Source organism: Acinetobacter sp. PC34 (assembly GCF_051789135.1).
GTDB lineage: Bacteria > Pseudomonadota > Gammaproteobacteria > Pseudomonadales > Moraxellaceae > Acinetobacter > Acinetobacter johnsonii.
Genome location: NZ_CP196664.1, coordinates 2,039,219 through 2,061,477 on the forward strand (window position 1 = coordinate 2,039,219; position 22,259 = coordinate 2,061,477).

General features: G+C 41.4%; 32 protein-coding genes and 1 pseudogene. 16 read left to right on the plus strand and 17 right to left on the minus strand.

Annotation, left to right across the window (positions count from 1 at the left end):
• Positions 1-2 precede the first annotated feature (2 nt).
• Genes ACSC9N_RS09915 through ACSC9N_RS09955 form a run of 9 tightly spaced genes read right to left on the minus strand, consistent with a single transcriptional unit; the run spans position 3 to position 4,107 of the window.
• Positions 3-434 (minus strand): DUF559 domain-containing protein, encoded by a 432-nt coding sequence (locus tag ACSC9N_RS09915; protein ID WP_395475220.1) that lies wholly within the window; start codon positions 432-434, stop codon positions 3-5.
• Complete coding sequence (locus ACSC9N_RS09920; protein ID WP_058869375.1) at positions 404-751, minus strand: hypothetical protein; 348 nt, start codon at positions 749-751, stop codon at positions 404-406. Before ACSC9N_RS09920 ends, ACSC9N_RS09915 begins: the two co-directional genes overlap by 31 nt.
• The gene (locus ACSC9N_RS09925) at positions 748-1,014 is read right to left on the minus strand and encodes a winged helix-turn-helix domain-containing protein (protein ID WP_395475221.1); all 267 of its coding nucleotides are present in this window, start codon (positions 1,012-1,014) and stop codon (positions 748-750) included. Before ACSC9N_RS09925 ends, ACSC9N_RS09920 begins: the two co-directional genes overlap by 4 nt.
• On the minus strand, positions 1,011-1,757 hold the full coding sequence (locus tag ACSC9N_RS09930; protein ID WP_419282886.1) for an ATP-binding protein: 747 nt from the start codon (positions 1,755-1,757) through the stop codon (positions 1,011-1,013). The genes ACSC9N_RS09925 and ACSC9N_RS09930 overlap by 4 nt, the downstream gene beginning before the upstream one ends.
• Positions 1,754-2,677 (minus strand): hypothetical protein, encoded by a 924-nt coding sequence (locus tag ACSC9N_RS09935; RefSeq protein ID WP_395475223.1) that lies wholly within the window; start codon positions 2,675-2,677, stop codon positions 1,754-1,756. Before ACSC9N_RS09935 ends, ACSC9N_RS09930 begins: the two co-directional genes overlap by 4 nt.
• Positions 2,674-2,982 carry a hypothetical protein gene (locus ACSC9N_RS09940; RefSeq protein ID WP_395475224.1) on the minus strand — a complete coding sequence of 103 codons (309 nt, stop codon included), beginning with the start codon at positions 2,980-2,982 and terminating at the stop codon, positions 2,674-2,676. The genes ACSC9N_RS09935 and ACSC9N_RS09940 overlap by 4 nt, the downstream gene beginning before the upstream one ends.
• Entirely contained in the window at positions 2,979-3,269 is a 291-nt protein-coding gene (locus ACSC9N_RS09945) for a hypothetical protein (protein WP_395475225.1), read from the minus strand. The genes ACSC9N_RS09940 and ACSC9N_RS09945 overlap by 4 nt, the downstream gene beginning before the upstream one ends.
• Positions 3,270-3,317: 48 nt before the next feature.
• Entirely contained in the window at positions 3,318-3,818 is a 501-nt protein-coding gene (locus ACSC9N_RS09950; protein ID WP_058869369.1) for a phage regulatory CII family protein, read from the minus strand.
• Positions 3,819-3,876: 58 nt separating this feature from the next.
• On the minus strand, positions 3,877-4,107 hold the full coding sequence (locus tag ACSC9N_RS09955) for a Cro/CI family transcriptional regulator (RefSeq protein ID WP_058952049.1): 231 nt from the start codon (positions 4,105-4,107) through the stop codon (positions 3,877-3,879).
• Between the two features lie 125 nt (positions 4,108-4,232).
• Between ACSC9N_RS09955 and ACSC9N_RS09960 the strand changes: the two genes are divergently transcribed.
• The 15 genes from ACSC9N_RS09960 to ACSC9N_RS10030 all read left to right on the plus strand — a co-directional run bounded on the left by ACSC9N_RS09960 (position 4,233) and on the right by ACSC9N_RS10030 (position 13,614).
• A complete protein-coding gene (locus ACSC9N_RS09960; RefSeq protein WP_348923447.1) occupies positions 4,233-4,958 on the plus strand; it encodes an XRE family transcriptional regulator in 726 nt (241 codons plus the stop codon).
• A 45-nt stretch (positions 4,959-5,003) separates the two neighbouring features.
• Positions 5,004-5,330 carry a hypothetical protein gene (locus tag ACSC9N_RS09965; RefSeq protein ID WP_125273660.1) on the plus strand — a complete coding sequence of 109 codons (327 nt, stop codon included), beginning with the start codon at positions 5,004-5,006 and terminating at the stop codon, positions 5,328-5,330.
• Between the two features lie 317 nt (positions 5,331-5,647).
• On the plus strand, positions 5,648-6,766 hold the full coding sequence (locus ACSC9N_RS09970; protein WP_004695879.1) for an XRE family transcriptional regulator: 1,119 nt from the start codon (positions 5,648-5,650) through the stop codon (positions 6,764-6,766).
• Between the two features lie 2 nt (positions 6,767-6,768).
• Entirely contained in the window at positions 6,769-7,302 is a 534-nt protein-coding gene (locus tag ACSC9N_RS09975; RefSeq protein WP_395475226.1) for a DUF4411 family protein, read from the plus strand.
• Positions 7,303-7,684: 382 nt separating this feature from the next.
• The gene (gene tnpA / locus ACSC9N_RS09980) at positions 7,685-8,068 is read left to right on the plus strand and encodes an IS66-like element accessory protein TnpA (RefSeq protein ID WP_098733097.1); all 384 of its coding nucleotides are present in this window, start codon (positions 7,685-7,687) and stop codon (positions 8,066-8,068) included.
• Positions 8,065-8,400 carry an IS66 family insertion sequence element accessory protein TnpB gene (gene tnpB / locus ACSC9N_RS09985; RefSeq protein WP_004282310.1) on the plus strand — a complete coding sequence of 112 codons (336 nt, stop codon included), beginning with the start codon at positions 8,065-8,067 and terminating at the stop codon, positions 8,398-8,400. Before tnpA ends, tnpB begins: the two co-directional genes overlap by 4 nt.
• Positions 8,401-8,474: 74 nt before the next feature.
• Positions 8,475-10,079 carry an IS66 family transposase gene (tnpC, locus tag ACSC9N_RS09990; protein WP_004835366.1) on the plus strand — a complete coding sequence of 535 codons (1,605 nt, stop codon included), beginning with the start codon at positions 8,475-8,477 and terminating at the stop codon, positions 10,077-10,079.
• A gap of 9 nt (positions 10,080-10,088) precedes the next feature.
• A complete protein-coding gene (locus ACSC9N_RS09995; RefSeq protein WP_439036030.1) occupies positions 10,089-10,478 on the plus strand; it encodes a hypothetical protein in 390 nt (129 codons plus the stop codon).
• Positions 10,478-10,783 carry a hypothetical protein gene (locus ACSC9N_RS10000; protein WP_395475228.1) on the plus strand — a complete coding sequence of 102 codons (306 nt, stop codon included), beginning with the start codon at positions 10,478-10,480 and terminating at the stop codon, positions 10,781-10,783. Before ACSC9N_RS09995 ends, ACSC9N_RS10000 begins: the two co-directional genes overlap by 1 nt.
• Before the next feature lie 12 nt (positions 10,784-10,795).
• Positions 10,796-11,962 (plus strand): ATP-binding protein, encoded by a 1,167-nt coding sequence (locus tag ACSC9N_RS10005; RefSeq protein ID WP_395475229.1) that lies wholly within the window; start codon positions 10,796-10,798, stop codon positions 11,960-11,962.
• 130 nt (positions 11,963-12,092) lie between these two features.
• Positions 12,093-12,332: a hypothetical protein gene (locus ACSC9N_RS10010; RefSeq protein WP_395475230.1), complete on the plus strand. Its 240-nt coding sequence runs from the start codon at positions 12,093-12,095 to the stop codon at positions 12,330-12,332.
• The gene (locus ACSC9N_RS10015; protein WP_004695858.1) at positions 12,332-12,715 is read left to right on the plus strand and encodes a hypothetical protein; all 384 of its coding nucleotides are present in this window, start codon (positions 12,332-12,334) and stop codon (positions 12,713-12,715) included. Before ACSC9N_RS10010 ends, ACSC9N_RS10015 begins: the two co-directional genes overlap by 1 nt.
• Positions 12,716-12,825: 110 nt before the next feature.
• The gene (locus ACSC9N_RS10020; RefSeq protein WP_395475231.1) at positions 12,826-13,164 is read left to right on the plus strand and encodes a hypothetical protein; all 339 of its coding nucleotides are present in this window, start codon (positions 12,826-12,828) and stop codon (positions 13,162-13,164) included.
• Positions 13,157-13,366, plus strand: a complete 210-nt coding sequence (locus tag ACSC9N_RS10025; RefSeq protein ID WP_062034653.1) for a hypothetical protein — start codon at positions 13,157-13,159, stop codon at positions 13,364-13,366. The genes ACSC9N_RS10020 and ACSC9N_RS10025 overlap by 8 nt, the downstream gene beginning before the upstream one ends.
• Positions 13,363-13,614, plus strand: a complete 252-nt coding sequence (locus ACSC9N_RS10030) for a hypothetical protein (protein ID WP_004693796.1) — start codon at positions 13,363-13,365, stop codon at positions 13,612-13,614. Before ACSC9N_RS10025 ends, ACSC9N_RS10030 begins: the two co-directional genes overlap by 4 nt.
• On the opposite strand, the gene ACSC9N_RS10035 is transcribed toward ACSC9N_RS10030, so the two are convergent.
• The 4 genes and pseudogenes from ACSC9N_RS10035 to ACSC9N_RS10050 all read right to left on the minus strand — a co-directional run bounded on the left by ACSC9N_RS10035 (position 13,603) and on the right by ACSC9N_RS10050 (position 17,218).
• Positions 13,603-14,826: a tyrosine-type recombinase/integrase gene (locus tag ACSC9N_RS10035; RefSeq protein ID WP_395475232.1), complete on the minus strand. Its 1,224-nt coding sequence runs from the start codon at positions 14,824-14,826 to the stop codon at positions 13,603-13,605. The two genes, ACSC9N_RS10030 and ACSC9N_RS10035, sit on opposite strands and share 12 nt — an antisense overlap.
• Positions 14,827-15,038: 212 nt before the next feature.
• A pseudogene (locus ACSC9N_RS10040) lies at positions 15,039-15,104 on the minus strand (hypothetical protein); the annotation flags it as partial.
• Between the two features lie 145 nt (positions 15,105-15,249).
• Positions 15,250-15,726, minus strand: a complete 477-nt coding sequence (locus ACSC9N_RS10045) for an acyl-CoA thioesterase (protein WP_010326440.1) — start codon at positions 15,724-15,726, stop codon at positions 15,250-15,252.
• A gap of 112 nt (positions 15,727-15,838) precedes the next feature.
• Positions 15,839-17,218: a Do family serine endopeptidase gene (locus ACSC9N_RS10050; RefSeq protein ID WP_010326439.1), complete on the minus strand. Its 1,380-nt coding sequence runs from the start codon at positions 17,216-17,218 to the stop codon at positions 15,839-15,841.
• Positions 17,219-17,448: 230 nt separating this feature from the next.
• On the opposite strand from ACSC9N_RS10050, the gene nadB reads away from it, so the two are divergent.
• Entirely contained in the window at positions 17,449-19,083 is a 1,635-nt protein-coding gene (nadB, locus tag ACSC9N_RS10055; protein ID WP_035330439.1) for an L-aspartate oxidase, read from the plus strand.
• 45 nt (positions 19,084-19,128) lie between these two features.
• Here nadB and ACSC9N_RS10060 read toward each other — a convergent pair whose 3' ends face one another.
• The 4 genes from ACSC9N_RS10060 to pabC all read right to left on the minus strand — a co-directional run bounded on the left by ACSC9N_RS10060 (position 19,129) and on the right by pabC (position 22,103).
• The gene (locus ACSC9N_RS10060; RefSeq protein WP_010326437.1) at positions 19,129-19,545 is read right to left on the minus strand and encodes a PaaI family thioesterase; all 417 of its coding nucleotides are present in this window, start codon (positions 19,543-19,545) and stop codon (positions 19,129-19,131) included.
• Between the two features lie 88 nt (positions 19,546-19,633).
• Positions 19,634-20,233 (minus strand): dTMP kinase, encoded by a 600-nt coding sequence (gene tmk / locus ACSC9N_RS10065; RefSeq protein WP_010326436.1) that lies wholly within the window; start codon positions 20,231-20,233, stop codon positions 19,634-19,636.
• Positions 20,234-21,235 (minus strand): endolytic transglycosylase MltG, encoded by a 1,002-nt coding sequence (gene mltG / locus ACSC9N_RS10070; RefSeq protein ID WP_371746436.1) that lies wholly within the window; start codon positions 21,233-21,235, stop codon positions 20,234-20,236.
• A gap of 55 nt (positions 21,236-21,290) precedes the next feature.
• Positions 21,291-22,103: an aminodeoxychorismate lyase gene (pabC, locus tag ACSC9N_RS10075; RefSeq protein WP_439036031.1), complete on the minus strand. Its 813-nt coding sequence runs from the start codon at positions 22,101-22,103 to the stop codon at positions 21,291-21,293.
• Positions 22,104-22,259 lie beyond the last annotated feature (156 nt).

Here is a 22,259-nt window from a genome sequence, read left to right on the forward strand (position 1 = left end):
CATCACCCTATTAATTTTAAAATTTGCTCAATCGCTTTGCCGCTTTTCACTTGCTCAGTGCTAAACCGTATAACCTGATAACCCATCATCGTTGCTGCGTTATATTTCTCTAAGTCTCCTAAATACCCTTTACCCCTTGTATGCCTGCCATTACTCCAGATTCCACCTTCCACTTCGACTAATATCTTTTTACCCTTCAAATGGAAATCAGCTCTCCATTTACGTGAGGGGTGAAACTTAAACTCCTGTTCAAACTCAATCTTTAAAGCTCTCAGAGCATTGGCCAATATCACCTCACCCTCACTCTGTACTTTTTGACCTTTTATTTTTGGGCGCTTAGATCCTCTTTTGGGTTTATTCGCTCCGATCATCTTTTTGTATTCAGCAATGGAGTAGCTGCTAGTCAAAGTACCCGCTCCAGCATTGCTAGGCATGAACGGTATGCAAATACACGCTCATCCGACCCATCTTTTATTGCACTACCAAGGGAAGCTTTTAGGCTGGCAATTAAGTGAAGATGCCTTGCATTCAGTTTTGCGCATTTCGTCTTATATTCAGCTAGTTCCTTTTCAAGCACTTCTAAACGCTCAACAGCCTCTTCATGTGTAAGCTTGTTGAAGCACTCACCGTCATAGCGACAAAAGCCAAGCTCTGGGCAATCCTGTGCAGCACTTTTACAACGTGCCAATGCATTTCCATAAGTGTTGTCATCAGCACTCATAAGGTCGGCTTCACATGGAATGCGGCTCATCCCTTCACCTCAAACAACTGCTTTGCCTTATCCGTTAAAAAGAATCGTGATCCATCTGTAAAACCTGAATCTTTTCGTTTGATATACCCGGCTTGCTCTAAACCCTTCAGGTATCGCTGTGCTGTTCTTAAACTGAGATCACTTAATGCTGTTTTGCGAAGCTCAGATACCGTTGCTATTGGGGTAGTTTCAATCGCCTTGAGCGCATGAATTACACGTTCAAATATTGCAATCTGATTCACTGGAGTACTTAGATGCTTCATGCTTCCCCCCCAACACGTTCATCTGCCCAATTGCACTCAACCACATCCAACCCATCATGCTGAAAACGAGACCAGAGACGATCACCAAGGTCTTGTTCCAATTCATGTGCTGTCATGTTTGAAATCAACATGGTTGGCTTGCCAGCGTCATAACGTGAGTAAAGAACTTTGTGCACCAGCTGGAGACGGTTTTCATGGCGGTCATGCAATCCATATTCATCAAGAATCAATAGATCGTATTCAGTGAAGCGATGAACAGCGTTTACTTCACTATCATCAGCCTTGGTCCATGCATTCGCTATTTCATTGGCCATGTCTTCAGAGGTCACATAGCGGGCATATTTTTGGGTCTCGAGAATGTTTCGAGCTACGGCGCAAGCTAAGTGTGTTTTCCCAGTACCGGTGCGACCAATCATGATTAAGTTGCGCTTGATCCCCTTCGTGAAATCTTTCACAAATGTGACGCATTGAGTTTTTGCATTTTGCTGACCGCTATTCGCTACCAAGTATTCTTTGAACCCACTGTTCGCATGACGGGTTGGAAGTTTTGCGCCTTGGAAGTGCTTTTCACGTACCATGGCATTCACGGCGTTGTGGTGTTCTGCTTGAGCTTTGTTAAGCGCTTCCGTTGAGCATTGCTTGCAGAACGATTTACCACGGAAAGAAACCATTTGTGCCTGGTGCAACTGGCAAAATTCTGTTGATTTCTGAATATCAAAACTAAGCGGTGCGATTGCGTTCATAGGAGCCCCCTTGTATCCACATCACCTGTTGCTGGTTCATAGTTCTGAACTTCACCCCAAGGATCATTCACGTTGCGGTTATTTGGTTTTTCAGAAGATTTTTTGCGTGTTGGTTTTCTTCCTTCACGCTCTGTCTTGGTTACTTGCTTCTCAAATTCCTGCACCAACCAAGCTGCGAACTTTCTCGTTTTTTGGTTTTCGGTGAGATAGATTTTGTTTTCCCAGTGCGCATTGAAACTACCCAAGTGAAACCGGAAATCAGGCATGGTTAAAATTTCATTTACGCGATGGCTGAATTTCGTTTGAAGCAAAATTGTGCTTAGGAAATTTTGATCAGGTTTCCATGAATCATCCTGAGCTGAATTTTCAGGCAATTCCTGTTGTGTGTTTATATCTGTAGTAATCTCTGTAGTAGTCTCTGTATTTGTCCCCTTTTTGAAATGGGGAGGGTCTGCCTTTTCAAATGGGGAGCCTCCCCCTTTTGAAAGTGGGAGGGTGGTCATTTCAAAAAGCACAGGTGTAATGAGCTCAATAAACAAAACATTGTTGTATTTCTGATTGTTAGCTTCAATTGTTCGGAAGTGACGTTTTAGCACCCCACATTTCTCGAGACGATCAAATGCCTCTTTGACTTGCTGTTTTGAGAAGCCATATTGATCAGAAAAACTCTGGTAAGAACGCTGCAAAAGATCAGATTTAAACTTCTTTTTTACGCGCACAACTTGGCCTGAATATTCATCACGCACCACTGTAGGTCGATGCCAATAAACGATTTCTGAAAGCACAACGATCGCGTTTAAATCAGGTTTTCCGCTCTCTAAAACGAATGTGCTAAACCAACTGGTCGGCAAGATATTGCCTTCAAGGTGAACGCTACCAACCTGATCCACAACATCATGGCCAGTGCTGAATAAACTCATGCAGCATCCCCTTTTTCGATATTTTTAATAAAGCGCCCAAACATAAAAATCTGTCCTGCTCGATGCAGGCTTGAAATGATTTCACCTGCATACCAAACTGAAACATGATGTTCATTGATCAACGTTTCCATAAACTCATCTCGCGTGACTGCAGCATTCTTTTCATCACCCTTGATCTTGCGAAGATTTGCCCTACGGATCTCCAGCAATCCATCTAATGTGCGAAGTGCTGGCTCGTACCATGATTGAAGCTGCATCACCTGCTTATGCTCAGGCTTCTTTTGAATGGCCTTGTTGGTAATCATGGAACCTCCGCTAAGGCTTGTTCAGCTAAAGTGAGACGGCGTTTTAATTTCAGCTCCAATGTTGTTGCATGACGAACCTCTGTTGGATCTACAACTACAACGATCACACCATTCGTTGTAACGCCAATACCACCCAACGAAGTTATGTACTCAACGGAAAGTAAATCACCTGTATCAAAAGTACGATTCACTAGAGTCACTGGAGCGATTAGCACCACCGTATCCCCTTGTAAGAAATCGTTATTTGCATTGTCTTGAATTGCTTGTTGTGCTAAATTTGTTTTCATATTCATTGGTTCCGATAATTAATGAATTGAAAAGCCTGATTTCTGCGATCAGGCTTTTTCTTTTTGAGCATTTGCTGTGTACTTCTGCATTTGCTTAAGTGCTGCCTGATCCACTGCGGTAATCAACTCGATCAAGCCCTGGGTAATCTGGTGGATCTCTTCGTATTCCGCTGGTGTAATCACCCCATCCTCATAAGCCTCATACACAACTCGGTTTGCTTTCCCGCTCTTAATGTTGTGTTGCATCATTGCTTCAAAGATCGATAGCTCATGATGTTTGCTTGAGTCACAATCCACTGGTACTAATGCGTATCCCATCTGATGCGCCCACACCTTTAAAATTTCAGGGTTCTGCGTATACAACATGATGGTTTCAAGCTTCTTTAAGCTCGGTAAATGGTTCGGCATCCCTACGTTGCCGTAGTTGCAAATCGTGTTATGCGAATCACCAGTGACCTGAGCAATTTCCTTTGGTGAAATTCCCTTTGTCTGGTTAATCATTTTAAAAATTGCCGTTTGAGCTTCACGGCTTAGTGTTATTTCTTGCATTTGTGAAATCCTTTATTTGTTTCACGTTTCTTTCAAGGTTTGACAAAGTGATAATTGGTTATATTGCCAATTGCTTGAAATCATTAAGAGATGGACATAACTCAACCGCTTTGAATTTTCCATCTGTCGCCGCCTGGGCTCTCATCGCAACGATCTCAGACATTCTTTTTGAGCCTCGCACCCAGCCAGACACTGCTGGTTGTTTGACCCCAAGGGCTTTTGCTGTATTTTCCTGCCCACCAAAATGGGTTACGAGCAACTGGAAAATATTATTTGTGGTGTTACTCATAGTTATATCCTCACTAGATATAACTAATATTATAACTATAGTTATTTTTAGTCAATAACTATAACTATTTGAACTCATATAACCAAGGTTATATATTTGTTATTAAGATTTTGAGGTTCTGAAAGATGGAATTAAAAGACAGGCTTAAGCAGTCAAGAAAGCGTGCGGGGAAAACCCAAGCAGAAGTAGCGGAAGCTGTGAAAATGTCTCAGCCTGCATATCAAGCCTTAGAATCTGGTCGAAATCTGAAATCATCTTTCCTTCCACTGATTGCTAATTTTTTAAATGTTGACCCTCTATGGTTAACAACTGGTAGTGAATCAACTCCAGAAAAGAGCAATGCCGATATATCAGCGATGGAGGTTAGTATCTATCAATCTGGCGATCCCGTTCCAGATGGATACGTAGCTATTGATTATTATGACGACGTTTTTGTGAGTGCTGGAAATGGTTACTTAAATCTAGAAAAGCCAAGCAACAATAAGATGCTATTCCCTGTTGATCTAATTAAAGAATGTAATGTTCAACCATCCGCAACCAAGGTAATCCATGTCCGCGGCGAGAGTATGTTTCCTAAATTAAAAGATGGACAGGCCATATCAATTGATATGTCTGCTAGAACCATTTACGACGGGGAAATTTATGCTTTTCAGGTTGGGGATGATACAAAAATTAAATACTTGTTTAATTGGAGTGATGAAGGTAAGGGAGGCTTTAAGGCTGTCTCAGCAAACCCTGATAAAAATCAATTTCCTGATGAATATTATTCCCCTAGCCGAATAGAATCAGAAGGTATAACCATATTAGGGCAGTACTGGTGGAAACAGGTCGTAAAGCGCATTCGACGCTAACAAAAAGCCGCTATATGCGGCTTAATCACGTAATGAGAATGATTAATGAGTAAAGAATACAATAACATTGAGGTGAGTAAATACAGCGAGCTAAGCAGTGATGAACAAACTGCTATTCATGAAATGCTTATCTCATATGTACGCACAGATCATTTCTACAATATTGTCTTACTCCATGATAGTGAGCCTTATGATCTGGTCAAACTTGTAAGTATTAGCTTCGAGAATCAAGATGCTGCAATATGGGTTCACTTCGAGACCATTACTGCTGAGAGACTGACTATGCCTTTAGACTTTATTTCAAGAATAGAATTATGTAATCAAGAAGAACTTTTAAATACTGCGAAGCTGGGCCGGTATGAGTTTGTTTAGGTTATCTCTGGATGTTTATAAAGCAAGTCATCAGTGACTTTGAAAAAGAATAAAAACTGCGAACCCGACGCAGTCCTTTTGAGCAGATCGGGTGGAGAATGACCGTGTACTTACAGCCTTTAACCTCAGAGTGGTCGGAGAAAACCATAGCTTTAGAAGATGGTTGTAAGTTGATTGGTAAAGTTGTTGGCTTATATAGAAAGATTTAAAAAATAAAAGCCGCTATATGCGGCTCTTAAAATTTAAATTTATCGACACTATTCTTCTTTACTAAATCTAGTACAATTAAGTTATGTAATTTGGAGCTTTATGAATTAATGGCTATTCAATTGGTTGAGCACTCACCCATAGCACTTCAGCGCTATATGACTGACATGAGCTTGTCAGCGGATGAGCTCGCCTATTTAACAGGAATATCCAATAATAAAATTAATAAAGCCTTGGAAGAAAATAATGTTTTTAAGCTTAGTCAGCTAGAAAATATTGCAAAAGCACTGTATGTACCAACGGTTTACTTAACTACTCATGATTTTTTTTATGAGCGAAATAATCCTGAATTAATTGAATTTAGAAACCAGGTTAATATTTCTGAAGATAAATATAAAGAAAATGCATTAGTTCAAGAATTTTGTTTGGTAAGGGATAACTATATATCTGTTATTGAATCATTAGATGAGGAAGTTCAATCGTTTAATCTTCAGCTTACAGGTGAGAATCCAGAGCTAGATGCAAAACTAATCGTTGAATATTTTGGCTTTTATAGTCACAGCAAAAAAACGAAAAACTCTGATGATTATTTTAATGCCTGGAGGGATATTGTAGAACTCAAGGATGTTATTGTGATTGATCGAGGGCGAGAGAAGTTTGGTTCTGATGGCATGTGTCTATATTTTAATGCAGCTCCAGTCATTGCTATTTTTAGCTCAGGCCAGTCTCCTTCAAGAAAATTATTCACATTAATTCATGAGATCGTGCATTTAGGCTTAGGTGAAAGTGTTTTTGATGGACACTTGTTGGAGTCTAACAGTAAATTAGAAAAATACTGCGATCGTGTGGCTGGCTATGTGGTTGCTCCCCCACAAATTGTCAATGAGTCTTTCAATAAAGCCTTAAATCTTGAAGATAATATTTTACTTATTCGCAAAAAGACGAAAGCGAGCAAAGCAGCAATTGCGATTCAGCTTAAAATATTAGGATTGATTAATCAAAATCAGCTAAATGAATACCTTGACTATATCAAACCCAAAGAAGGCGGTGGGTTTGGTTCAAAAAAAGAAAATATGGTTCTCAAGTATTTTGGGCATAGTTTTGTTGAGAAAGTAATGAGTGCAATGTGGCAAGATCAAATATCATCAAATATTGCAAAAGACATTCTGGGTTTTCACAAGAAATCTAAGCCTTCTGCGTTTAAAGAATTACAGCAAAAGGTATTCTAATAATGATGAAAATTAGTTTAGATACAAATGCTGTATTAGATTTTTGCTACAGAACATATCCTGAAGATGTCTTTCCTCAATTATGGGGAGTTTTGCACTCCTTTAAGCTTGCTAATACAGTCAAATTCTTTATATGTGACTCTATCTTAAGTGAAATAGAGCAAAAAATTTCTGATTATAATTATGATGAGGATATTTTTCAGAATTTCTTAGATAGATTTTCGGTTCGAAAAATCACATCAGATGAGCATGGGGCTTCTACTCTAGAGCTTAAAAAACAATTATTAAGGTTCCCCGCCTCCTCTGACTCCCATCATGTTAAGAAAGATAATTACGCTGACTTGGATGTTATTAGTCTTAGCCATCATCTTGGCTCGGGTGCTTGTGTTTTAACGTGTGAGCAAAAAGCGCCTGTGTTTAATTGGGATGCGAAATCCCATAAAGGAAACCTTAAAGTTCCAAATATATGTGAAAAGTTCTCGCTAGATTGTGGTAACTGGCCTCAGGTCTTATCAAAACTTGGAGTTGTAGTTTAATTTAAGTCAAATATCTCTTAATCAACCCACCCCAGCGGTGGTTTTTCTTTTGTCTATTAAAACATAAAAATTCTTACAACTATAATTTTATATAACTTTAGATATATTTTATTTGCTTTTCTATTGACTATAAAAATAACTATAGTTATATTTATCTCACAGACATTAAAAAAGCACTCAAGACTTCGAACCCTTTGAGTGCTTTTACAGAAACTGCGAGATCAATTATGAACAAAACCTTATCCCCTTTCAATACCATCAAGATATCTCTTGGTGTAGCTGTTGTAACAATAGGCGTAAGCGTCCGCTGAACACACCTTATGAATTCATCCTATAAGCCTTAATTTAGTCCCCACTTAAAAACAAGTGGGGACTAAAATTTATGACTACAAATAACCAGACATCCATCGCATCTCTTGCGAAAAAACGAAGAACATACAGTGCTGAATTTAAACAGCAGATCGTTCAGGCTTGTAAAGCACCGGACGTTTCAATTGCTTCGGTCGCTTTGCAACATGGATTGAATACAAATCTTGTATCCAAATGGATTCGCTTAATTGATGCTAAGCCAGGGAATGATCGCTCACCACTACCGAATAAACCTGCATTTATTGCCTTATCCTGCTCTGCACCATTAGATCCTACTCCTACTGACATATTAACGGTTCAAATTACTTTACCCCACTCAAAAGCAGAAATTGGCTTGAAATGGCAAGTATCAAAAATATCTGCTTTAGCAGAATTACTCAAGGCACTGGCAACATGATCCGTATCGATGAAATCTGGTTGTCTACCCAGCCCATGGACATGCGAGCAGGAATGGATACGGCCATGGCTCAGGTGGTGAGAGCCTTTGGCTACATCAAACCGCATTGTGCTTACCTGTTCTGTAATAAACGTGGCCATCGCATGAAAGTACTGGTGCATGATGGACTGGGGATCTGGCTGTGTGCCCGGCGGCTGGAACAGGGCAAATTTCACTGGGCTAAAGTTCACCAGGGTGAAAGCGTAGCCCTCAGCCCGGAACAGTTACAGGCACTGATCCAGGGTTTGCCCTGGCAGCGCATTGGACAACAGCAGGTAGTGACGATGCTCTAAACCAGGCTGCTACATTCTGCTATTCTCCAAACGTTCTATTTCCTCTGCGTCATGACCTCAGGCATACTGCGGTCATGAATACGCTGCCTGACTTAAGCCAACTGACCCATGAACAACTGCTGGAATTTACCAGACAGTTGGCAATGCAGCATCAACAACTCGCAGAAGATAACCAACAATTAGATACCAAAGTTCAGCATCTTGAAGCATGCAACCAACATCTTTCCATTCTCAATCAAAAATACGAGCATGAACTGGCGCTGTTTAAAAAGCACAAATTCGGCAGTAAAAACGAACATCTCACCGCAAAACAAATCCATCTCTGGGATGAAGCGGTCGAAGAAGATATTGCAGCCGTTGATCTAGAATTAGAACGATTAAATGCAGATAAAACCGATGCAGCGACACAGAAAGCCACAGTCAACAAACCTAAACGTCGACTGCTACCCGATCATCTACACACCATCCGTATTGAGCATGAACCTGCATCAACCCAATGCAGTTGTGGCTGCCAGTTACGTCGTATCGGCGAAGATATCAGTGAAAAACTGCATTTCAGACCGGCACAGTTCTATAAGGAACAGCATGTACGTGGCAAATGGGTCTGTGATCAGTGTGACACCCTGACTCAGCAAGCGATGCCCGCCTATGTGATTGATAAAGGTATTGCCAGTCCTGAACTGCTCAGCCATGTGCTGGTATCGAAGTATGCCGATCATTTGCCGCTGTACCGTCAGCGCCTGATCTATCAGCGGGCGGGCATTGATCTGTCCAGATCCACGTTATCTGACTGGATTGGTCGCTGCGGTGTAGAACTGGAACCTCTGGCCAATGCCTTAAAACAGGTGATGCTGCAACAGCGGGTGATCCATGCCGATGAAACGCCGGTCACCATTATGCGGATGGGTGAGAATGAGAAAAAACCGAAGAAAGGTTATGTCTGGGCCTATGCCACCACACAGTACAATCCAGTTCAGGCAGTGATCTATGACTTTCAGGATAGTCGTTCAGGTCAGCATGCTGAAGCGTTCCTGAATGGCTGGCAGGGTCATCTGGTCTGTGACGATTACAGTGGTTATAAAGCACGCTTTAAATCAGGCCAGGTCATTGAGGTGGGCTGCATGGCGCATGCACGTCGTAAATTCCATGAGCTACATGTGACTGGGAAAAGTCAGATCGCTGAACAGGCATTACTGATGATTCAGAAACTGTATGCGATAGAAGCAGAACTCAGGAAAAAGACCGATAGTACAGCAGAACACCGCCGCGAATACCGACAACAGCACAGCCAACCGGTGATGCAACAACTGTATGAATGGCTCAACCAACATTATCTGACGGTGCCATCGAGTTCTCCAACCGCCAAGGCCATCAATTACAGTTTTAAGCGTTGGCCAGCTTTAAGCCGCTATCTGGATGATGGCAATCTACCCATTGACAATAACTGGGCAGAGAACTCAATGCGCCCCTGGGCCTTGGGACGAAAGAACTGGCTATTTGCAGGTTCGCTGCGCAGTGGTCAACGAGCAGCCAATATCATGACTTTAATCCAGTCAGCAAAGCTGAATGGGCTGGATCCGTATGCCTATTTAAGTGATGTGCTGAAAAGGCTGCCGACACATAAAGCGACCCAAATAGAAGAATTACTGCCACATCGCTGGAAATCCAACTCAAATTAAAAAATAGGCATGGGGTTCAGCGGACGCTTACCAATAGGCGTGCTTAGCTGTGGGTTTAAGACCTCACCGCAAGCTGCTCAACCTATCGTTGCCAACGTAGCACCTTCTGAATATCAACTCCTTGCATTACGTATGACTGGTGATAACCACGGCGAAGCTGTTATTCGTTTGGATGGTTTCCGCGTTACTGCACGTTTTGAAGTTGAAGCATTTGAAGACAGCTACGGCGTACCAGGTAGTGAATTCACCGCTGTAGACGTAACCAGCCTTGATGAAGTGACCGTTTCAGATGCCTTAGGCAATCCATACAACGACTTCACAAACCACATCGACCATCAGAACTTCAATGCCCTCATCAAAGGCTATATCGAAAAACATCGTTTAGTGGAGGCAGGCTAATGACTACTTCTACTCAAAAGTTTTCTGAGTTCATCAGCCAAGATGACGAAGGCAACATTCGTATGCGTCTAGGCCATTCAACCTACTTTGAAAAAGGTCGCCATATTTATGTAATGAATAAGGATGGTACCGAACAGCTAATTACGCTTGAGGTTCATGCAGCTAAACCTTGGATCCGTGAAAACTTTGAACGTGAACGTGCTTTCCAACAAAGAAAAACTATGGCTATTCGTCTTCAGAAGTCACTTACACGCACTTATCCAAAATCATATAAACGAGCTAAAGGCTCACTGTTCTGGGCATAAGGGGAATTACTCATGGGAGTTCATGTATTCACACCCGAAAACACCCTGATCGTTGAAAGCATTAAATGCTATCTCTATACAGATCCGGGTATGGGTAAAAGTACCATTGCTCATACAGCTGACAAGCCTGTTATCTTCGACTTTGATAAAGGTCAACACCGTGTATCCGCTGAACTTCGTCGCGGTACCATTGTTCGTATTGATAGCTGGCTTGATCTTGAAAACTTAAAAGATGATTTCTATAACAGCTTTAAGACAATTGTTGCTGATACTGTCGGCGCGATGCTGGATGCGATTAAAGACCACCTCGCTAAAAACACTGACAATCTACAGCGTGATAAATCCCTCACGCTAAAGGCCCAAGGTTTAGCTGGGAACCTATTTTTGAAAATGGTTCGCAAATGGGAGAATCTTGGTAAAGATATCGTTTTCATTGCCCATGCAGTTGAGCAAGAATCTGGTAAGGATAAAACTAAGATTGTACGTCCTGATCTAGCTGGTAAGAACAGCAGCATGCTCTATCGCATGTCAGACATTATGGGCTACTTGCATGCTTCAACTGATGAAAATGGAGATGATCTACGTACGATCTATTTCAACCCCTCTAATTCACATCATGGAAAGAACTCAGGTCGTTTAGGTCGAATTCATAAGAATGAAGATGGCGCAGAAATCTGTACTGGTCAAGTGAATGTGCCTGAGCTATCAGCCTCTCCTACATTCCTGGCTGACTTATTGAAACAAGCCAAAGATCACATCAACACGTTGACACCGTTACAAGTTGAAGAGCTGAAGAACATTACTGATTTTAACCACTGTAAACAAGTTTGTACTGAAGCTAATCATGCAGGTGACTTGAACCAATTAACTGAGTCATTGGTACCAGAACATAAATACGTAAATGAAATGTGGCGTGCAATTAAAGCCCGTGGCAAGGAAATGAATTGCCAGTTCAATACAGAGACTAAGCGTTGGTACAACCCTCCTGCTTTTAAGGGCATTAATGAAGCTCAGCGTGATGAACTTCAAGAGCTGCTAAATGAGGTTGAAATGGATGTTGCTGTCTTCTGTGAAGATCAAGGTATCGATAGCCTATTAGGCATTGAAGCCCAGCATTTTGAGAATGTAAAAGCTCACATCATCAACTCCACCCAAGGACAAGGGAGAGCCATTGCATGAGCTATACATACTCTTCTATTACCCGTGTGCTGTTAATTCAGCACAACGGGCGGGTAAGAACTTACAGAGATATCAACCTCTTTGGTATTGAGGACTGCATTCAAAATTTTGTTAATACGTGGGGGTATCGATGATCTTCAGAATTAAAAACAAGCATGCCCTTGCCTTCATGATTTGGCTTGAATTGCTGGGCTATGTAAAGAAAGTGCTGGCCGATGGAAGTTGCACATTCTCAGGCAAAGGCACAAAGAAGTCACTGAGCTATGTGTTTGTAAAAAACGATTTAACAGGTAATGCAGCTTGTCAGTCACTGTATGAAGAATACGTGAATTACCAAGAGTCTAATTATATCGAAATGAAGGTGGCGTGATGGAAAATAATAAATTGTGGTGCATAGGAATCTGTCCTGAAGATGATAGTACTCATGAGCAATCACCTGCTGCATCAAAAGAAATTGCTGAACGTGCTTTGGCTCGCTACAGAGCAATGACTAAAGCTGAAGGTAATGAGTTCATGATTGAGTCATTTGATGAGTATTTTCAGGTTCAAGAGTGGGAAGGTACAACCGAAGAACACCAGAAACAAATGTTTTATACAGAAGACTGGTTTAAAGAACCGATGTACCAGTGCAAAAACATGCAGCAGGCTGAACAAGCTTTTAAGTACGGTGAAATCGTGCACTGCTACAAAGATGGTGTTGAGTTAATTACTTCTGATTTTGATGAAGCTAAGCGCTTCTATGAGGTCGCGTGATGGATATTCGCAATACTTAAAACGCGATTAAATAAAGATTTAGAGCAATTATTTGCGCAATTTCAACCATAAATCAGGATTTTGCGCAGATGTTTGCTCAGGAGAGTGTGATGGAAATTCAAAAACAGAAGAATCTTTATTTAGCAAAATTGCTTGAACAAGAAGTCATAAAACAGGATGAGTTTGAAGATCTTGTGTTTAAGCCGGAAATCAATGCGTTTCATTCCAACTATCTATCTTCAAGATTTATGGACAACATCAATTTTGGATGGTCAGCATGGCAAGCAGCCAAAGCCCAAGCTGTTCCTGAAGGTTTTGTTTTGGTGCCGAAAGAGCCAACATTAAAAATGTCAATTGCCTATCAGAAAAATGCAATTGCTCCAGTTTCAAGTTTAAGCATTAGTGGTTACAAAGCCATGATCGAAGCACAGGAGCCAGTCAATGACTAACCTCCAACACATCGCCCAAGAACTTGCCGAAGAATTTGCACCACTCGTCATAGGTCAATCAGGCACAACCAAAACATTCACGGCGGAGCAAGCCTCTGCCCTTTATCACATCCTTGTAAGTTTTGGATATAAGGATGAATGCAAGGGCTTGGATACCAAATTACCGTTTGAGTTAATTGATATTAAGAAGGAGGTATTATGAATAAGTTTGAAGGAATGACTATTAAAGAGGCGCTTTGTTCACGCCCAGTACTAAAAACTCCTGACTTAGAGGAAATTTTTGGTAGGTCGTCGCGAACTCTAAACCGTTGGCAGAATGGTGAGCTTTATGAAAACCCAATGCCCAAACCCTTTTCTGAATGCAGAGGCGCAGGAAATAACTATGATTCTGGCAAACTTTTGGGTTGGTATGAGTCGTGGCCACTACAAAAAAAAGCGCTAGTTATCTAGCGCTTCATTCTTCCAAATCGATTCCAGCCTATCCACCCACTTCTCGTACGCTTCAGTCTGCTCAGATAAATAATCATGCTTATCGTATGTACCCCATATCTTTGGAAGCGCATGCCCCAACATGATTTCACAAACGTGAGGCTGTGCAATCGTTGACATATTGGTACGCATAGTTCTGCGAAGATCATGTACAGACCAGTGCTCCAGATCAACACCTTTATGCCTCTTAAGCCATTGGAAAATGTTGTTTGGCATTGTGAGATGGGATGTCTCACCTAGCGGCCTTGTAGTCCCATCAATTGTAAACAAGTAATCAGAACCTTGGCTGAATTCCATTGCTTCAAGCAAGTAGGGTTTAATGTTTTCCGTAATTGGTCTTAAAATCGGCTTTTTACTTTTCTTCCCTGTTTTGTGATTTTCAGGAGGAACAGTCCATATCATCTCTTTTAAATCAAAATGAGATTTTTTGGCAAGCTTAAGCTCACCCACGCGGCAGCCGTAGATAATCAAGAGTGTTAGAAACAGCTTATTTTTATAAGTCATCTTGGTTCGCTTTAGGGCATACCAAGTTAAATAGATTTCCTTGTCACTCAGCGCTCGTTCTTTTACGCCTTTTTCAATACGCAGGTCATGCTTGGCTGAAACATTCATTAGGTGATTGACTGAGATTAAACCGCGCTTCTGCCCCCACTTGAGGCACTGGTTTGCATTAATCAAAAGACGGGCAGAAATGGAAGGTGATTTCTTTGCTACATCCTCCAGTAATGAAAGCCACTGATATGCGCTTATATCATCACTATTCTGCTTTCCAATATTTGGAAGCACGTATATCTCAAAAGAACGCTTTATCTCATTATGACTAGATTTATTGGGTACACAGAATTTCTCATACCATTCATAAAACAAAGTCTCTAGTGTGTATGCATCTCTAATGCTCACCTTCTCTTTCAATCTTACCTGTTTGGGATCAAGCCCTTTTTCAAGTTCTGCTCTAAGACGATCTGATTCTACGCGTGCATTTTTCAATGTTAAATTTGGATATGAGCCAAGATCTAGCCGATGCTGCTTGCCGTTATACCTGTAGCGTAGCTGAAAGACGATTTTACCTTTCGGAGTAATACGAACACTCATAGCATCGCGATCGGCGAACTCTTCTATTTTTTCTCTGTCTTTACCAAGTTGAGCTTTTAGCCAAGCCTCTGAAATCGCCATATATCACCATGTACACACTAGATCCGCCAAACTTGTGCCATATTGCTAAATATGTACACGGTTGTGTACATATTTAGGTTGGCTCATAGTTTCCATTAGTGTTTCATTGTGTCTTATAGTGACGCATAAAAAAAGCCTAATTAAAGGCTTTTATTGTGTTTCATGGCTTAATGCGTCTAGTTGTGTCTTATAGCTTCTTAATGTCAGTCATAAATGTGAGCAATAATACTGAAATTACGGATATTTTTAATATCAACAGATTTTTTAGCTTGCGCCATGGGCTACCTTGAACAAAATGAAGCGTTATGCAGACAAATTTCGATGCACAACAAAAGCCGAATAGAAATTGCGAAGGATTATAACAGATGGTTTTTTTAAAGTATCCATATTAATACGCTTCCTTTTCACAACTCTGACGCTTTTTTACGTGTTTTCGCTTTTCACTGGGCTTTTTGAATAATCCATTGAAAAATCTAGGGCATTCACATCTTTTGCAAGCGGTTGGTAAGCTTGAGTAAAACTGGGTGACATACGTTTCGCACGTCCTGTTTCAATCTCTACGCAAGCCCACTTGGTTTGAGCAACAAATAAAATGCTATTGTCTTTGGGTCTATAAAACACATATTGGCGTGATGAATATAATGCGTTTATATCGTCAAACCATGTGCGTAAGATTATTTCATCCTCTTTAAATGCAGCTTTTCGGTACTGCACATGATGCTCAACCGCGACCATGGCATGTTTTAACTCGATATATTCTTTTAAGCCTAAACCCAATGCATCAATATGTGCTGTTGCGACATCCTGCATCCAATGCATATAAACCACATTATTCACATGGCCTAACTGGTCGATATGTTCTGCTTGTACCTGAAGTCTTAAGTCAAAAATACTACTCATAAACACTCTATTGAATCTAAATATCCTTATGAAGATGGAAGTGTACGCAAATAACAGACATCATCAAATTGCAAAAAATAAAAAACCACTCCAAAGAGTGGTTTTTTTTCGCTTATTGGATGCGCATCCCTAAAATGGCTGGTGTGCCTTGTCGGATGATTCCAACGCGGGCAACCTGACCTTTTTTCAATTCAGATGCCGCTTGGACAAAATCATTGGTGTCGTTTACGACTTTACTATTAATGTGAGTGACCACATCACCAGCCGCCATACCTGACTGTGCTGCTGCGCCGCCACGTTTCACTTCTTGAATTAACACACCACCTTTCACATTGAGTTGTGACAATTCAGCAGGTGCTAAATTTCGGATAGCAATACCTAAGACAGGTCCTTTACTTTGTGTGACTGTGTCTGATTTTGCAGGTGTATCATCTGGTGCAGTAGTTAATGTTGCCGATATATTCCGCTTTTTATCATCACGCAGTACTTCAAGCTGTACCGTTTGATTTGGCATGGTACGATTTAAATAGTTCAATAACTCAGAGGTACGTGAAATCGGCGTTCCATTGAATTTTAAAATAATATCGCCTGCTTTTAGTCCCGCTTTCTGCGCAGGTGAATTTGGCTGAACATTAGTAATCAGTGAACCTTCAGGTTTTGGCAAATTATAAGACTCTGCCAAATTTCGATCTAGATCTTGTAGATTGAAGCCTAAATAAGAGCGCGTAACTTTACCTGTTTTCTTAAGTTGGTCAGCAATATCCATTGCGACATCAATGGGAATCGAGAAAGACAGCCCCATATAACCGCCCGTACCACTGAAGATACGCGAGTTCACTCCAACCACTTCACCCTGCTGGTTAAATAACGGACCACCTGAGTTTCCTGGGTTGAGAGCCACATCGGTTTGAATGAAGGGTACCGATGTCTCCCCCATCATATTACGCATTTTCGCACTCACGATTCCCGCTGAAGCCGAGTAATCAAAACCAAACGGTGAACCGATCGCAAGCACAGGTTCGCCTACGCGCAGTTGATCAACATTGCCTGCGCGGAGTGATGGAAAATTCGTACCATTCACCTTAAGCAAGGCCACATCAGTTCGTTCATCACTACCTACCACAGTCGCATCCAGTTCACGACGGTCATTAAACATAATCGTGACTTTCGATGCATCTTCTACGACGTGGTGGTTTGTCAGTAAATACCCATCTTTACTAATAAAAAATGCGCTGCCATAAGCCGTTTTTTCTTGCGGCGCTTGCTGCTGCGGAATAATGACTTGATTACCAAAAAAACGCTTCAAAATCTCAGGTATTTGCTGCTGCAATAACTCTTCTTGAGTCATCTTTTTAACCACATTTACACTCACTACCGCAGGGCTGACTTGCTCAACCAAGTTTGAGAAATCAACAGGTGCTGCTTGTGTTTGCACCGTAGCCATTGTGCATGCAACAGCAAAAAAACCAGTTTGTATCGCGCGACTTTTCATATCAAGTATTGACCTATATGCTTGTTATCAGTTTATGTATTAGCGTTTTTAGCATAATCTTTGTCTATCTTGGGTAATAATATGTTCTATTATGTTTGTATAAACAAGAGCTTAAAATTTGCTTAAAAAATACGTTCTTTATTTATATTTCCCATCAATTGTAGAGATTTTACTCTTGCCTTTTCGTGAAAAAAGCGCTGTCATTAGCGAACTTTTTTCCAAATTAGCTGATGGACATGTCTAATTTAAACACAACACATCATTTTGATGTGATTATTGTGGGAAGTGGCGGTGCAGGCCTGAGCTTAGCCTTATCGTTGCCTCAACATTTCAATATTGCTGTTCTTGCAAAATCAAACCTGACCGATGCAAGTACCTTCTATGCGCAAGGTGGCGTTGCCGCTGTTTTAGATGAAACGGATTCCATCGAACAGCACATTGATGACACCATGATTGCGGGCGCTCACTTGTGCGAGACCGAAGCCGTAAAGCAAACCGTTGAAGGTGGTAAACCTTCTGTTGATTTTCTATTGAAACACGGCGTGCAGTTTACCCTTGATGATCAAGAACAGTTGCATCTAACACGTGAAGGTGGACACTCTCAACGCCGTATTATTCATGCCGCAGATGCTACAGGTCGAGCCATTTCAACTACCTTAGTGGAACGTGCGATTGAAAAAGATAACATCACCATTTTTGAGAATTACATTGCCATCGATTTAATTACCTCTCAAAAACTGGGCTTAGAAGAACAAAATCGTGCATTAGGCCTCTATGCACTCGATGAAAAGACTGAAAAAGTCCATACCTTTTTAGCACCCTTTACCGCGCTGGCGTGTGGCGGTGCCATGAAAGCCTATCTGTATACCTCGAACCCAGACATTGCAACGGGCGATGGTATTGCCATGGCGTTTCGTGCGGGTTGCCGCGTGGCCAATATGGAATTTAACCAATTCCACCCGACCTGTTTATACCACCCGCAAGCACGCTCTTTCCTCATTACCGAAGCAATGCGTGGTGAAGGTGCTTATTTACGTTTACCCGATGGCGAACGCTTTATGTTGCGCTTTGATGAACGTGCAGAACTTGCTCCACGTGACATTGTGGCGCGAGCGATTGACTATGAAATTAAACGTTTAGGTATTCGTCACGTTTGGCTCGACATTAGCCATAAGCCCGAAAGTTTCATTAAAGAACATTTCCCAACCCTGTACGCACGCTTACTTGAACTCAGCATCGACATTACCAAGGAAATGATTCCTGTTGTTCCTGCTGCGCACTATACCTGTGGCGGTGTGGTGGTTGATGAACATAGTCAAACTGACATTGCAGGCCTCTATGCGATTGGGGAAACCTCATATACTGGCTTGCATGGCGCCAACCGTATGGCCAGTAACTCACTATTAGAGTGTTTTGTGTATGGCATGAGTGCAGCAGAACACATCGAAAAAAGTTTTGATATAACTTACCAATCTCCTACTGCCCCATCTTGGGATGACTCACAAGTGATGAATCCTGATGAAGATGTGGTGATTTTGCAAAACTGGGATGAACTCCGTCAAACCATGTGGAACTACGTCGGCATTGTGCGTACTACGAAACGTCTTGAACGTGCGCTACACCGCATTGAAATGTTGAAGCGGGAAATTACCGAGTATTACCAAGATTACCAAGTCAGCAAAAATCTGATTGAACTGCGCAATTTAGTTTTAGTCTCTGAAATGATCGTGCGCTGTGCCATGGAGCGTAAAGAATCGCGTGGTCTACACTACACTTTAGATTACCCTGAACTGTCGAATGAACTGCGTAAAACCGTACTCACCCCTTTCAATTTTAAAGTTGAAACCCCTTTAGTGAATAACTAATTTAAAAAAAGCCTGATTCGTCAGGCTTTTTTATTCAGACATTTTTTAGGATTTGGGTGGAATAGAATAAGTTCCTACCACATGTGCAATGGGTTCATCCTTACCCACTGAATACAACCACACATCCCCAACCACCAATGCTTTGCCAACTTTCATTAACTTACATTCACCGCGGATATTTGTTGAAGCTGCGGGTTTACTTAGAAAGTTGACCGATAAATTGGTGGTCACGGTTAAACCGACCAGCCCAATTTCCCCTAAAATGGCGATATACAATGCATAGTCTGCAAGAGTCATCATGGTTGGGCCTGAAACCGTCCCACCCGGTCTCAAATCGCGCTCATCTACCTGATACACGACTGTTGCTGCGCGCTCAGTGACAGATTCGATACGACATTTTTCTAAACTTTGCGGGAATTCCTTTTCTAAAAAAGCCACAATCTCAGTTAAGTTACTTTTCATTTTTCCTTCAACATTCAGTCCTTTGTCACTGACTATAAAAGAAAAATGCATTTCACTACAGCATGAAATAACATTTCTGGCTTATTTTTTAGTTTAAATATTGCAACGCTTGTGCAAAAACCTGCTCTGGTGACTGGGTCGCATCCAAACGTTTAACCCGCTCAGGATATTGTTCCCATAACTGCTGATAACCTGCTCTAACTTTTTCAAAGAAAGTGGCTTTTTCTTGTTCAAAACGGTCCAAAGCCCCCCTTTCCCGCGCACGAGACATGCCTGTCTCAATCGGGGCATCGAGCCAAAATGTAATATTTGGCATATGGCTGACAAAGTTTTCATTCAGAAGTTGCAGCTTCGACTGGCTTAAACCACGTCCTGCACATTGGTAAGCAAAGCTGGCATCGGTAAAACGGTCACACAATACGGTTTTATGTTTCGTTAAAGCAGGCACGATCAGTTGTTGTAAGTGCTGTGCACGAGCCGCGTACATCAGCAGCAGTTCGGTATCATTCGACATCGACTCTTCATGATTGACTGACAATAATAGCGAGCGAATTTGCTCAGCCATTGGTGTACCACCTGGCTCACGCGTTAAAACAACCTGCTGACCTTGTTGTTCTAGATGCTCATAAATTTTGCGAATCAGTGTGGTTTTACCGACACCTTCTGTGCCCTCAAAACTAATAAACATCTATTCATCCTTCTTGGTTTTTAAAACGCTGAGATATTCTTTTACAGCTTGATTGTGCTGCTCTAAAGTCTCACTAAATGTGTGTCCACCATTGCCCGTTGCAACAAAGTAGATGTTTTTACTGTTATCTGGGTGCATGGTAGCTTCAATGGCTTTTTTACTTGGTAAAGCAATTGGCGTAGGAGGTAAACCATTGATGGTATAAGTATTATAGGCTGTTGGAGTACGCAAGTCTTGGCGGGTAATATTGCCTGTATATTTATCGCCCATGCCATAAATCACGGTCGGATCCGTTTGCAAACGCATGCCGAGTTGAAGACGACGCGCAAACACACCTGAAACTTGCTCCAGTTCGCGGTCAACATTGGTTTCTTTTTCAATGATAGAGGCCATGATCAGGGCTTCGTATTTGTCTTTATACGGCAAATTTGCCGCACGGTTTGCCCACGCTTCATCTAAAGCTTTCATTTGGCGTTTGTATAAATCCGTTAAGATTTTTTTGTCTGACTCACCTTTGGCGAAGAAGTAAGTATCGGGAGCAAAAAGCCCTTCAGCATGCGTATACGGAATATCTAATGCTTTTAAAAGCTGATCCATGGGTAAATTGGAGACTTCCTTTTTAACCAATGCATCCTTTTTCAACGCCTCGATCAGCTGTTTAAAGGTCGTCCCCTCAATCACCAATATACGATTCATCTCGGCATTATCGACATTGGAAATCATATCCAAAACTTGGCGAATACTCATACCTTCACGCACTTCATAAACACCGGCTTTCAAGGTGTCATGAATAAATATTTTTTGGTAAAGCTTTAAAATAATAGGAAAACTAGCCATGTCTTCTTTGGCTAAGCGGTCAATAAAACCGGAATAGGTATCGCCAGAGTTAATTGCCAATAACTGCTTTTTACCCTCAACAGGATAGGACTTAAATAAACTCGACCACAGTACAATCATCAATAAAACAATGATGCTCACAGCAATCAATAACACCCCTTTCATTTTTCGTTGGGGTGGTTGCGTTTTCTTTTTCGATTTGGTTTTGGCTGCGGACATACTACTGCATCTGATTAAGTTGAAGACGATGGAACAAATCTATACACGGCTGAACATCTAAGTGCTGATGATTCAGACTTTTGGCTATTTTCATAGGACTCAAGGCATTGCAGAAAAATAAACTTTGAAAGCGTGGAATTTCTTCCATATCAATCATTCTCAGCTCACAGCTCATTCCTTGTTGCTGCATCCGTGCCAATATTTCGGCACGCATGACACCATGTACGCCATTATAACGAAGTTCGGGACTAATCCATCGATCATTTAGCAGAATGAAACAATTACTACTCACACCTTCAACGACAGAACCTTGCACATCTGTGACCAAAGCTTCCAACAAACCGTGCTGTTCTGCTTCATGCTTGAGTAAGACTTGCTCTAAACGGTTTAAGCTTTTCACACCCACCATTTGCGGCATACTTAACCCCATCGCATGTTGCAGTACCCCTGAATCAATTTCGCTGTATGTCAAAACCTCTGATGCTTGCGGATAGAAAAATACCCAAACGTCAGCAGGATGTGCTGGCAAACTATAACCGCGCTGCCCTTCACCCCGACTAATAATAATTTTCAGCGTTCCGTTTAAGTGTTCATAGGTTTGTTTTAATTGCACGATGCTGCGCTGAATAAAGGCTAAATCTGCTGACAACAACAGTCTTTCACAGGCCAATTTCAAGCGTGCTATGTGTAGAGACTCTAGCTCAATCACACCCTCACGGATACGCGCTGTACTAAAACAGCCATCTCCATAGTGAAATGCACGATCTAATAATTCTATTTGTTTGACTTCTTGTGCATTTTTATAGCAATGCATGCCAATCTACCCTGAAACAATTTTCTGCTTTAGTTTAATGAATTCTAAGCTGAACTCTTTTTCTTTTTTATTCATATAAAATTCATTTTTTATTATTTTTTTAGCAATAAGACTCACAGTATTCTTGCCTCATGTTTAAAAACGTTTAAAATTTGA

Excerpts from the sequence above, each read along its gene's own strand:
- ACSC9N_RS09925 (WP_395475221.1), bottom strand. The coding sequence starts at position 1,014 with ATGAAGCATCTAAGTACTCCAGTGAATCAGATTGCAATATTTGAACGT.
- ACSC9N_RS09940 (WP_395475224.1), bottom strand. The coding sequence starts at position 2,982 with ATGATTACCAACAAGGCCATTCAAAAGAAGCCTGAGCATAAGCAGGTG.
- ACSC9N_RS10035 (WP_395475232.1), bottom strand. The coding sequence starts at position 14,826 with ATGGCGATTTCAGAGGCTTGGCTAAAAGCTCAACTTGGTAAAGACAGA.
- ACSC9N_RS10045 (WP_010326440.1), bottom strand. The coding sequence starts at position 15,726 with ATGAGTAGTATTTTTGACTTAAGACTTCAGGTACAAGCAGAACATATC.
- ACSC9N_RS10005 (WP_395475229.1), top strand. The coding sequence starts at position 10,796 with ATGGGAGTTCATGTATTCACACCCGAAAACACCCTGATCGTTGAAAGC.
- ACSC9N_RS09960 (WP_348923447.1), top strand. The coding sequence starts at position 4,233 with ATGGAATTAAAAGACAGGCTTAAGCAGTCAAGAAAGCGTGCGGGGAAA.
- ACSC9N_RS10060 (WP_010326437.1), bottom strand. The coding sequence starts at position 19,545 with ATGAAAAGTAACTTAACTGAGATTGTGGCTTTTTTAGAAAAGGAATTC.
- mltG (WP_371746436.1), bottom strand. The coding sequence starts at position 21,235 with ATGAAAGGGGTGTTATTGATTGCTGTGAGCATCATTGTTTTATTGATG.
- ACSC9N_RS10015 (WP_004695858.1), top strand. The coding sequence starts at position 12,332 with ATGGAAAATAATAAATTGTGGTGCATAGGAATCTGTCCTGAAGATGAT.
- ACSC9N_RS09965 (WP_125273660.1), top strand. The coding sequence starts at position 5,004 with ATGAGTAAAGAATACAATAACATTGAGGTGAGTAAATACAGCGAGCTA.
- ACSC9N_RS09915 (WP_395475220.1), bottom strand. The coding sequence starts at position 434 with ATGCCTAGCAATGCTGGAGCGGGTACTTTGACTAGCAGCTACTCCATT.
- ACSC9N_RS09955 (WP_058952049.1), bottom strand. The coding sequence starts at position 4,107 with ATGAGTAACACCACAAATAATATTTTCCAGTTGCTCGTAACCCATTTT.
- ACSC9N_RS10020 (WP_395475231.1), top strand. The coding sequence starts at position 12,826 with ATGGAAATTCAAAAACAGAAGAATCTTTATTTAGCAAAATTGCTTGAA.
- tnpB (WP_004282310.1), top strand. The coding sequence starts at position 8,065 with ATGATCCGTATCGATGAAATCTGGTTGTCTACCCAGCCCATGGACATG.
- ACSC9N_RS09975 (WP_395475226.1), top strand. The coding sequence starts at position 6,769 with ATGATGAAAATTAGTTTAGATACAAATGCTGTATTAGATTTTTGCTAC.
- ACSC9N_RS10030 (WP_004693796.1), top strand. The coding sequence starts at position 13,363 with ATGAATAAGTTTGAAGGAATGACTATTAAAGAGGCGCTTTGTTCACGC.
- tmk (WP_010326436.1), bottom strand. The coding sequence starts at position 20,233 with ATGTTTATTAGTTTTGAGGGCACAGAAGGTGTCGGTAAAACCACACTG.
- ACSC9N_RS10000 (WP_395475228.1), top strand. The coding sequence starts at position 10,478 with ATGACTACTTCTACTCAAAAGTTTTCTGAGTTCATCAGCCAAGATGAC.
- tnpA (WP_098733097.1), top strand. The coding sequence starts at position 7,685 with ATGACTACAAATAACCAGACATCCATCGCATCTCTTGCGAAAAAACGA.
- ACSC9N_RS09935 (WP_395475223.1), bottom strand. The coding sequence starts at position 2,677 with ATGAGTTTATTCAGCACTGGCCATGATGTTGTGGATCAGGTTGGTAGC.
- ACSC9N_RS09970 (WP_004695879.1), top strand. The coding sequence starts at position 5,648 with ATGGCTATTCAATTGGTTGAGCACTCACCCATAGCACTTCAGCGCTAT.
- pabC (WP_439036031.1), bottom strand. The coding sequence starts at position 22,103 with ATGCATTGCTATAAAAATGCACAAGAAGTCAAACAAATAGAATTATTA.
- ACSC9N_RS10050 (WP_010326439.1), bottom strand. The coding sequence starts at position 17,218 with ATGAAAAGTCGCGCGATACAAACTGGTTTTTTTGCTGTTGCATGCACA.
- ACSC9N_RS10025 (WP_062034653.1), top strand. The coding sequence starts at position 13,157 with ATGACTAACCTCCAACACATCGCCCAAGAACTTGCCGAAGAATTTGCA.
- ACSC9N_RS09930 (WP_419282886.1), bottom strand. The coding sequence starts at position 1,757 with ATGAACGCAATCGCACCGCTTAGTTTTGATATTCAGAAATCAACAGAA.
- ACSC9N_RS09950 (WP_058869369.1), bottom strand. The coding sequence starts at position 3,818 with ATGCAAGAAATAACACTAAGCCGTGAAGCTCAAACGGCAATTTTTAAA.
- nadB (WP_035330439.1), top strand. The coding sequence starts at position 17,449 with ATGGACATGTCTAATTTAAACACAACACATCATTTTGATGTGATTATT.
- ACSC9N_RS10010 (WP_395475230.1), top strand. The coding sequence starts at position 12,093 with ATGATCTTCAGAATTAAAAACAAGCATGCCCTTGCCTTCATGATTTGG.
- ACSC9N_RS09920 (WP_058869375.1), bottom strand. The coding sequence starts at position 751 with ATGAGCCGCATTCCATGTGAAGCCGACCTTATGAGTGCTGATGACAAC.
- ACSC9N_RS09945 (WP_395475225.1), bottom strand. The coding sequence starts at position 3,269 with ATGAAAACAAATTTAGCACAACAAGCAATTCAAGACAATGCAAATAAC.
- tnpC (WP_004835366.1), top strand. The coding sequence starts at position 8,475 with ATGAATACGCTGCCTGACTTAAGCCAACTGACCCATGAACAACTGCTG.
- ACSC9N_RS09995 (WP_439036030.1), top strand. The coding sequence starts at position 10,089 with ATGGGGTTCAGCGGACGCTTACCAATAGGCGTGCTTAGCTGTGGGTTT.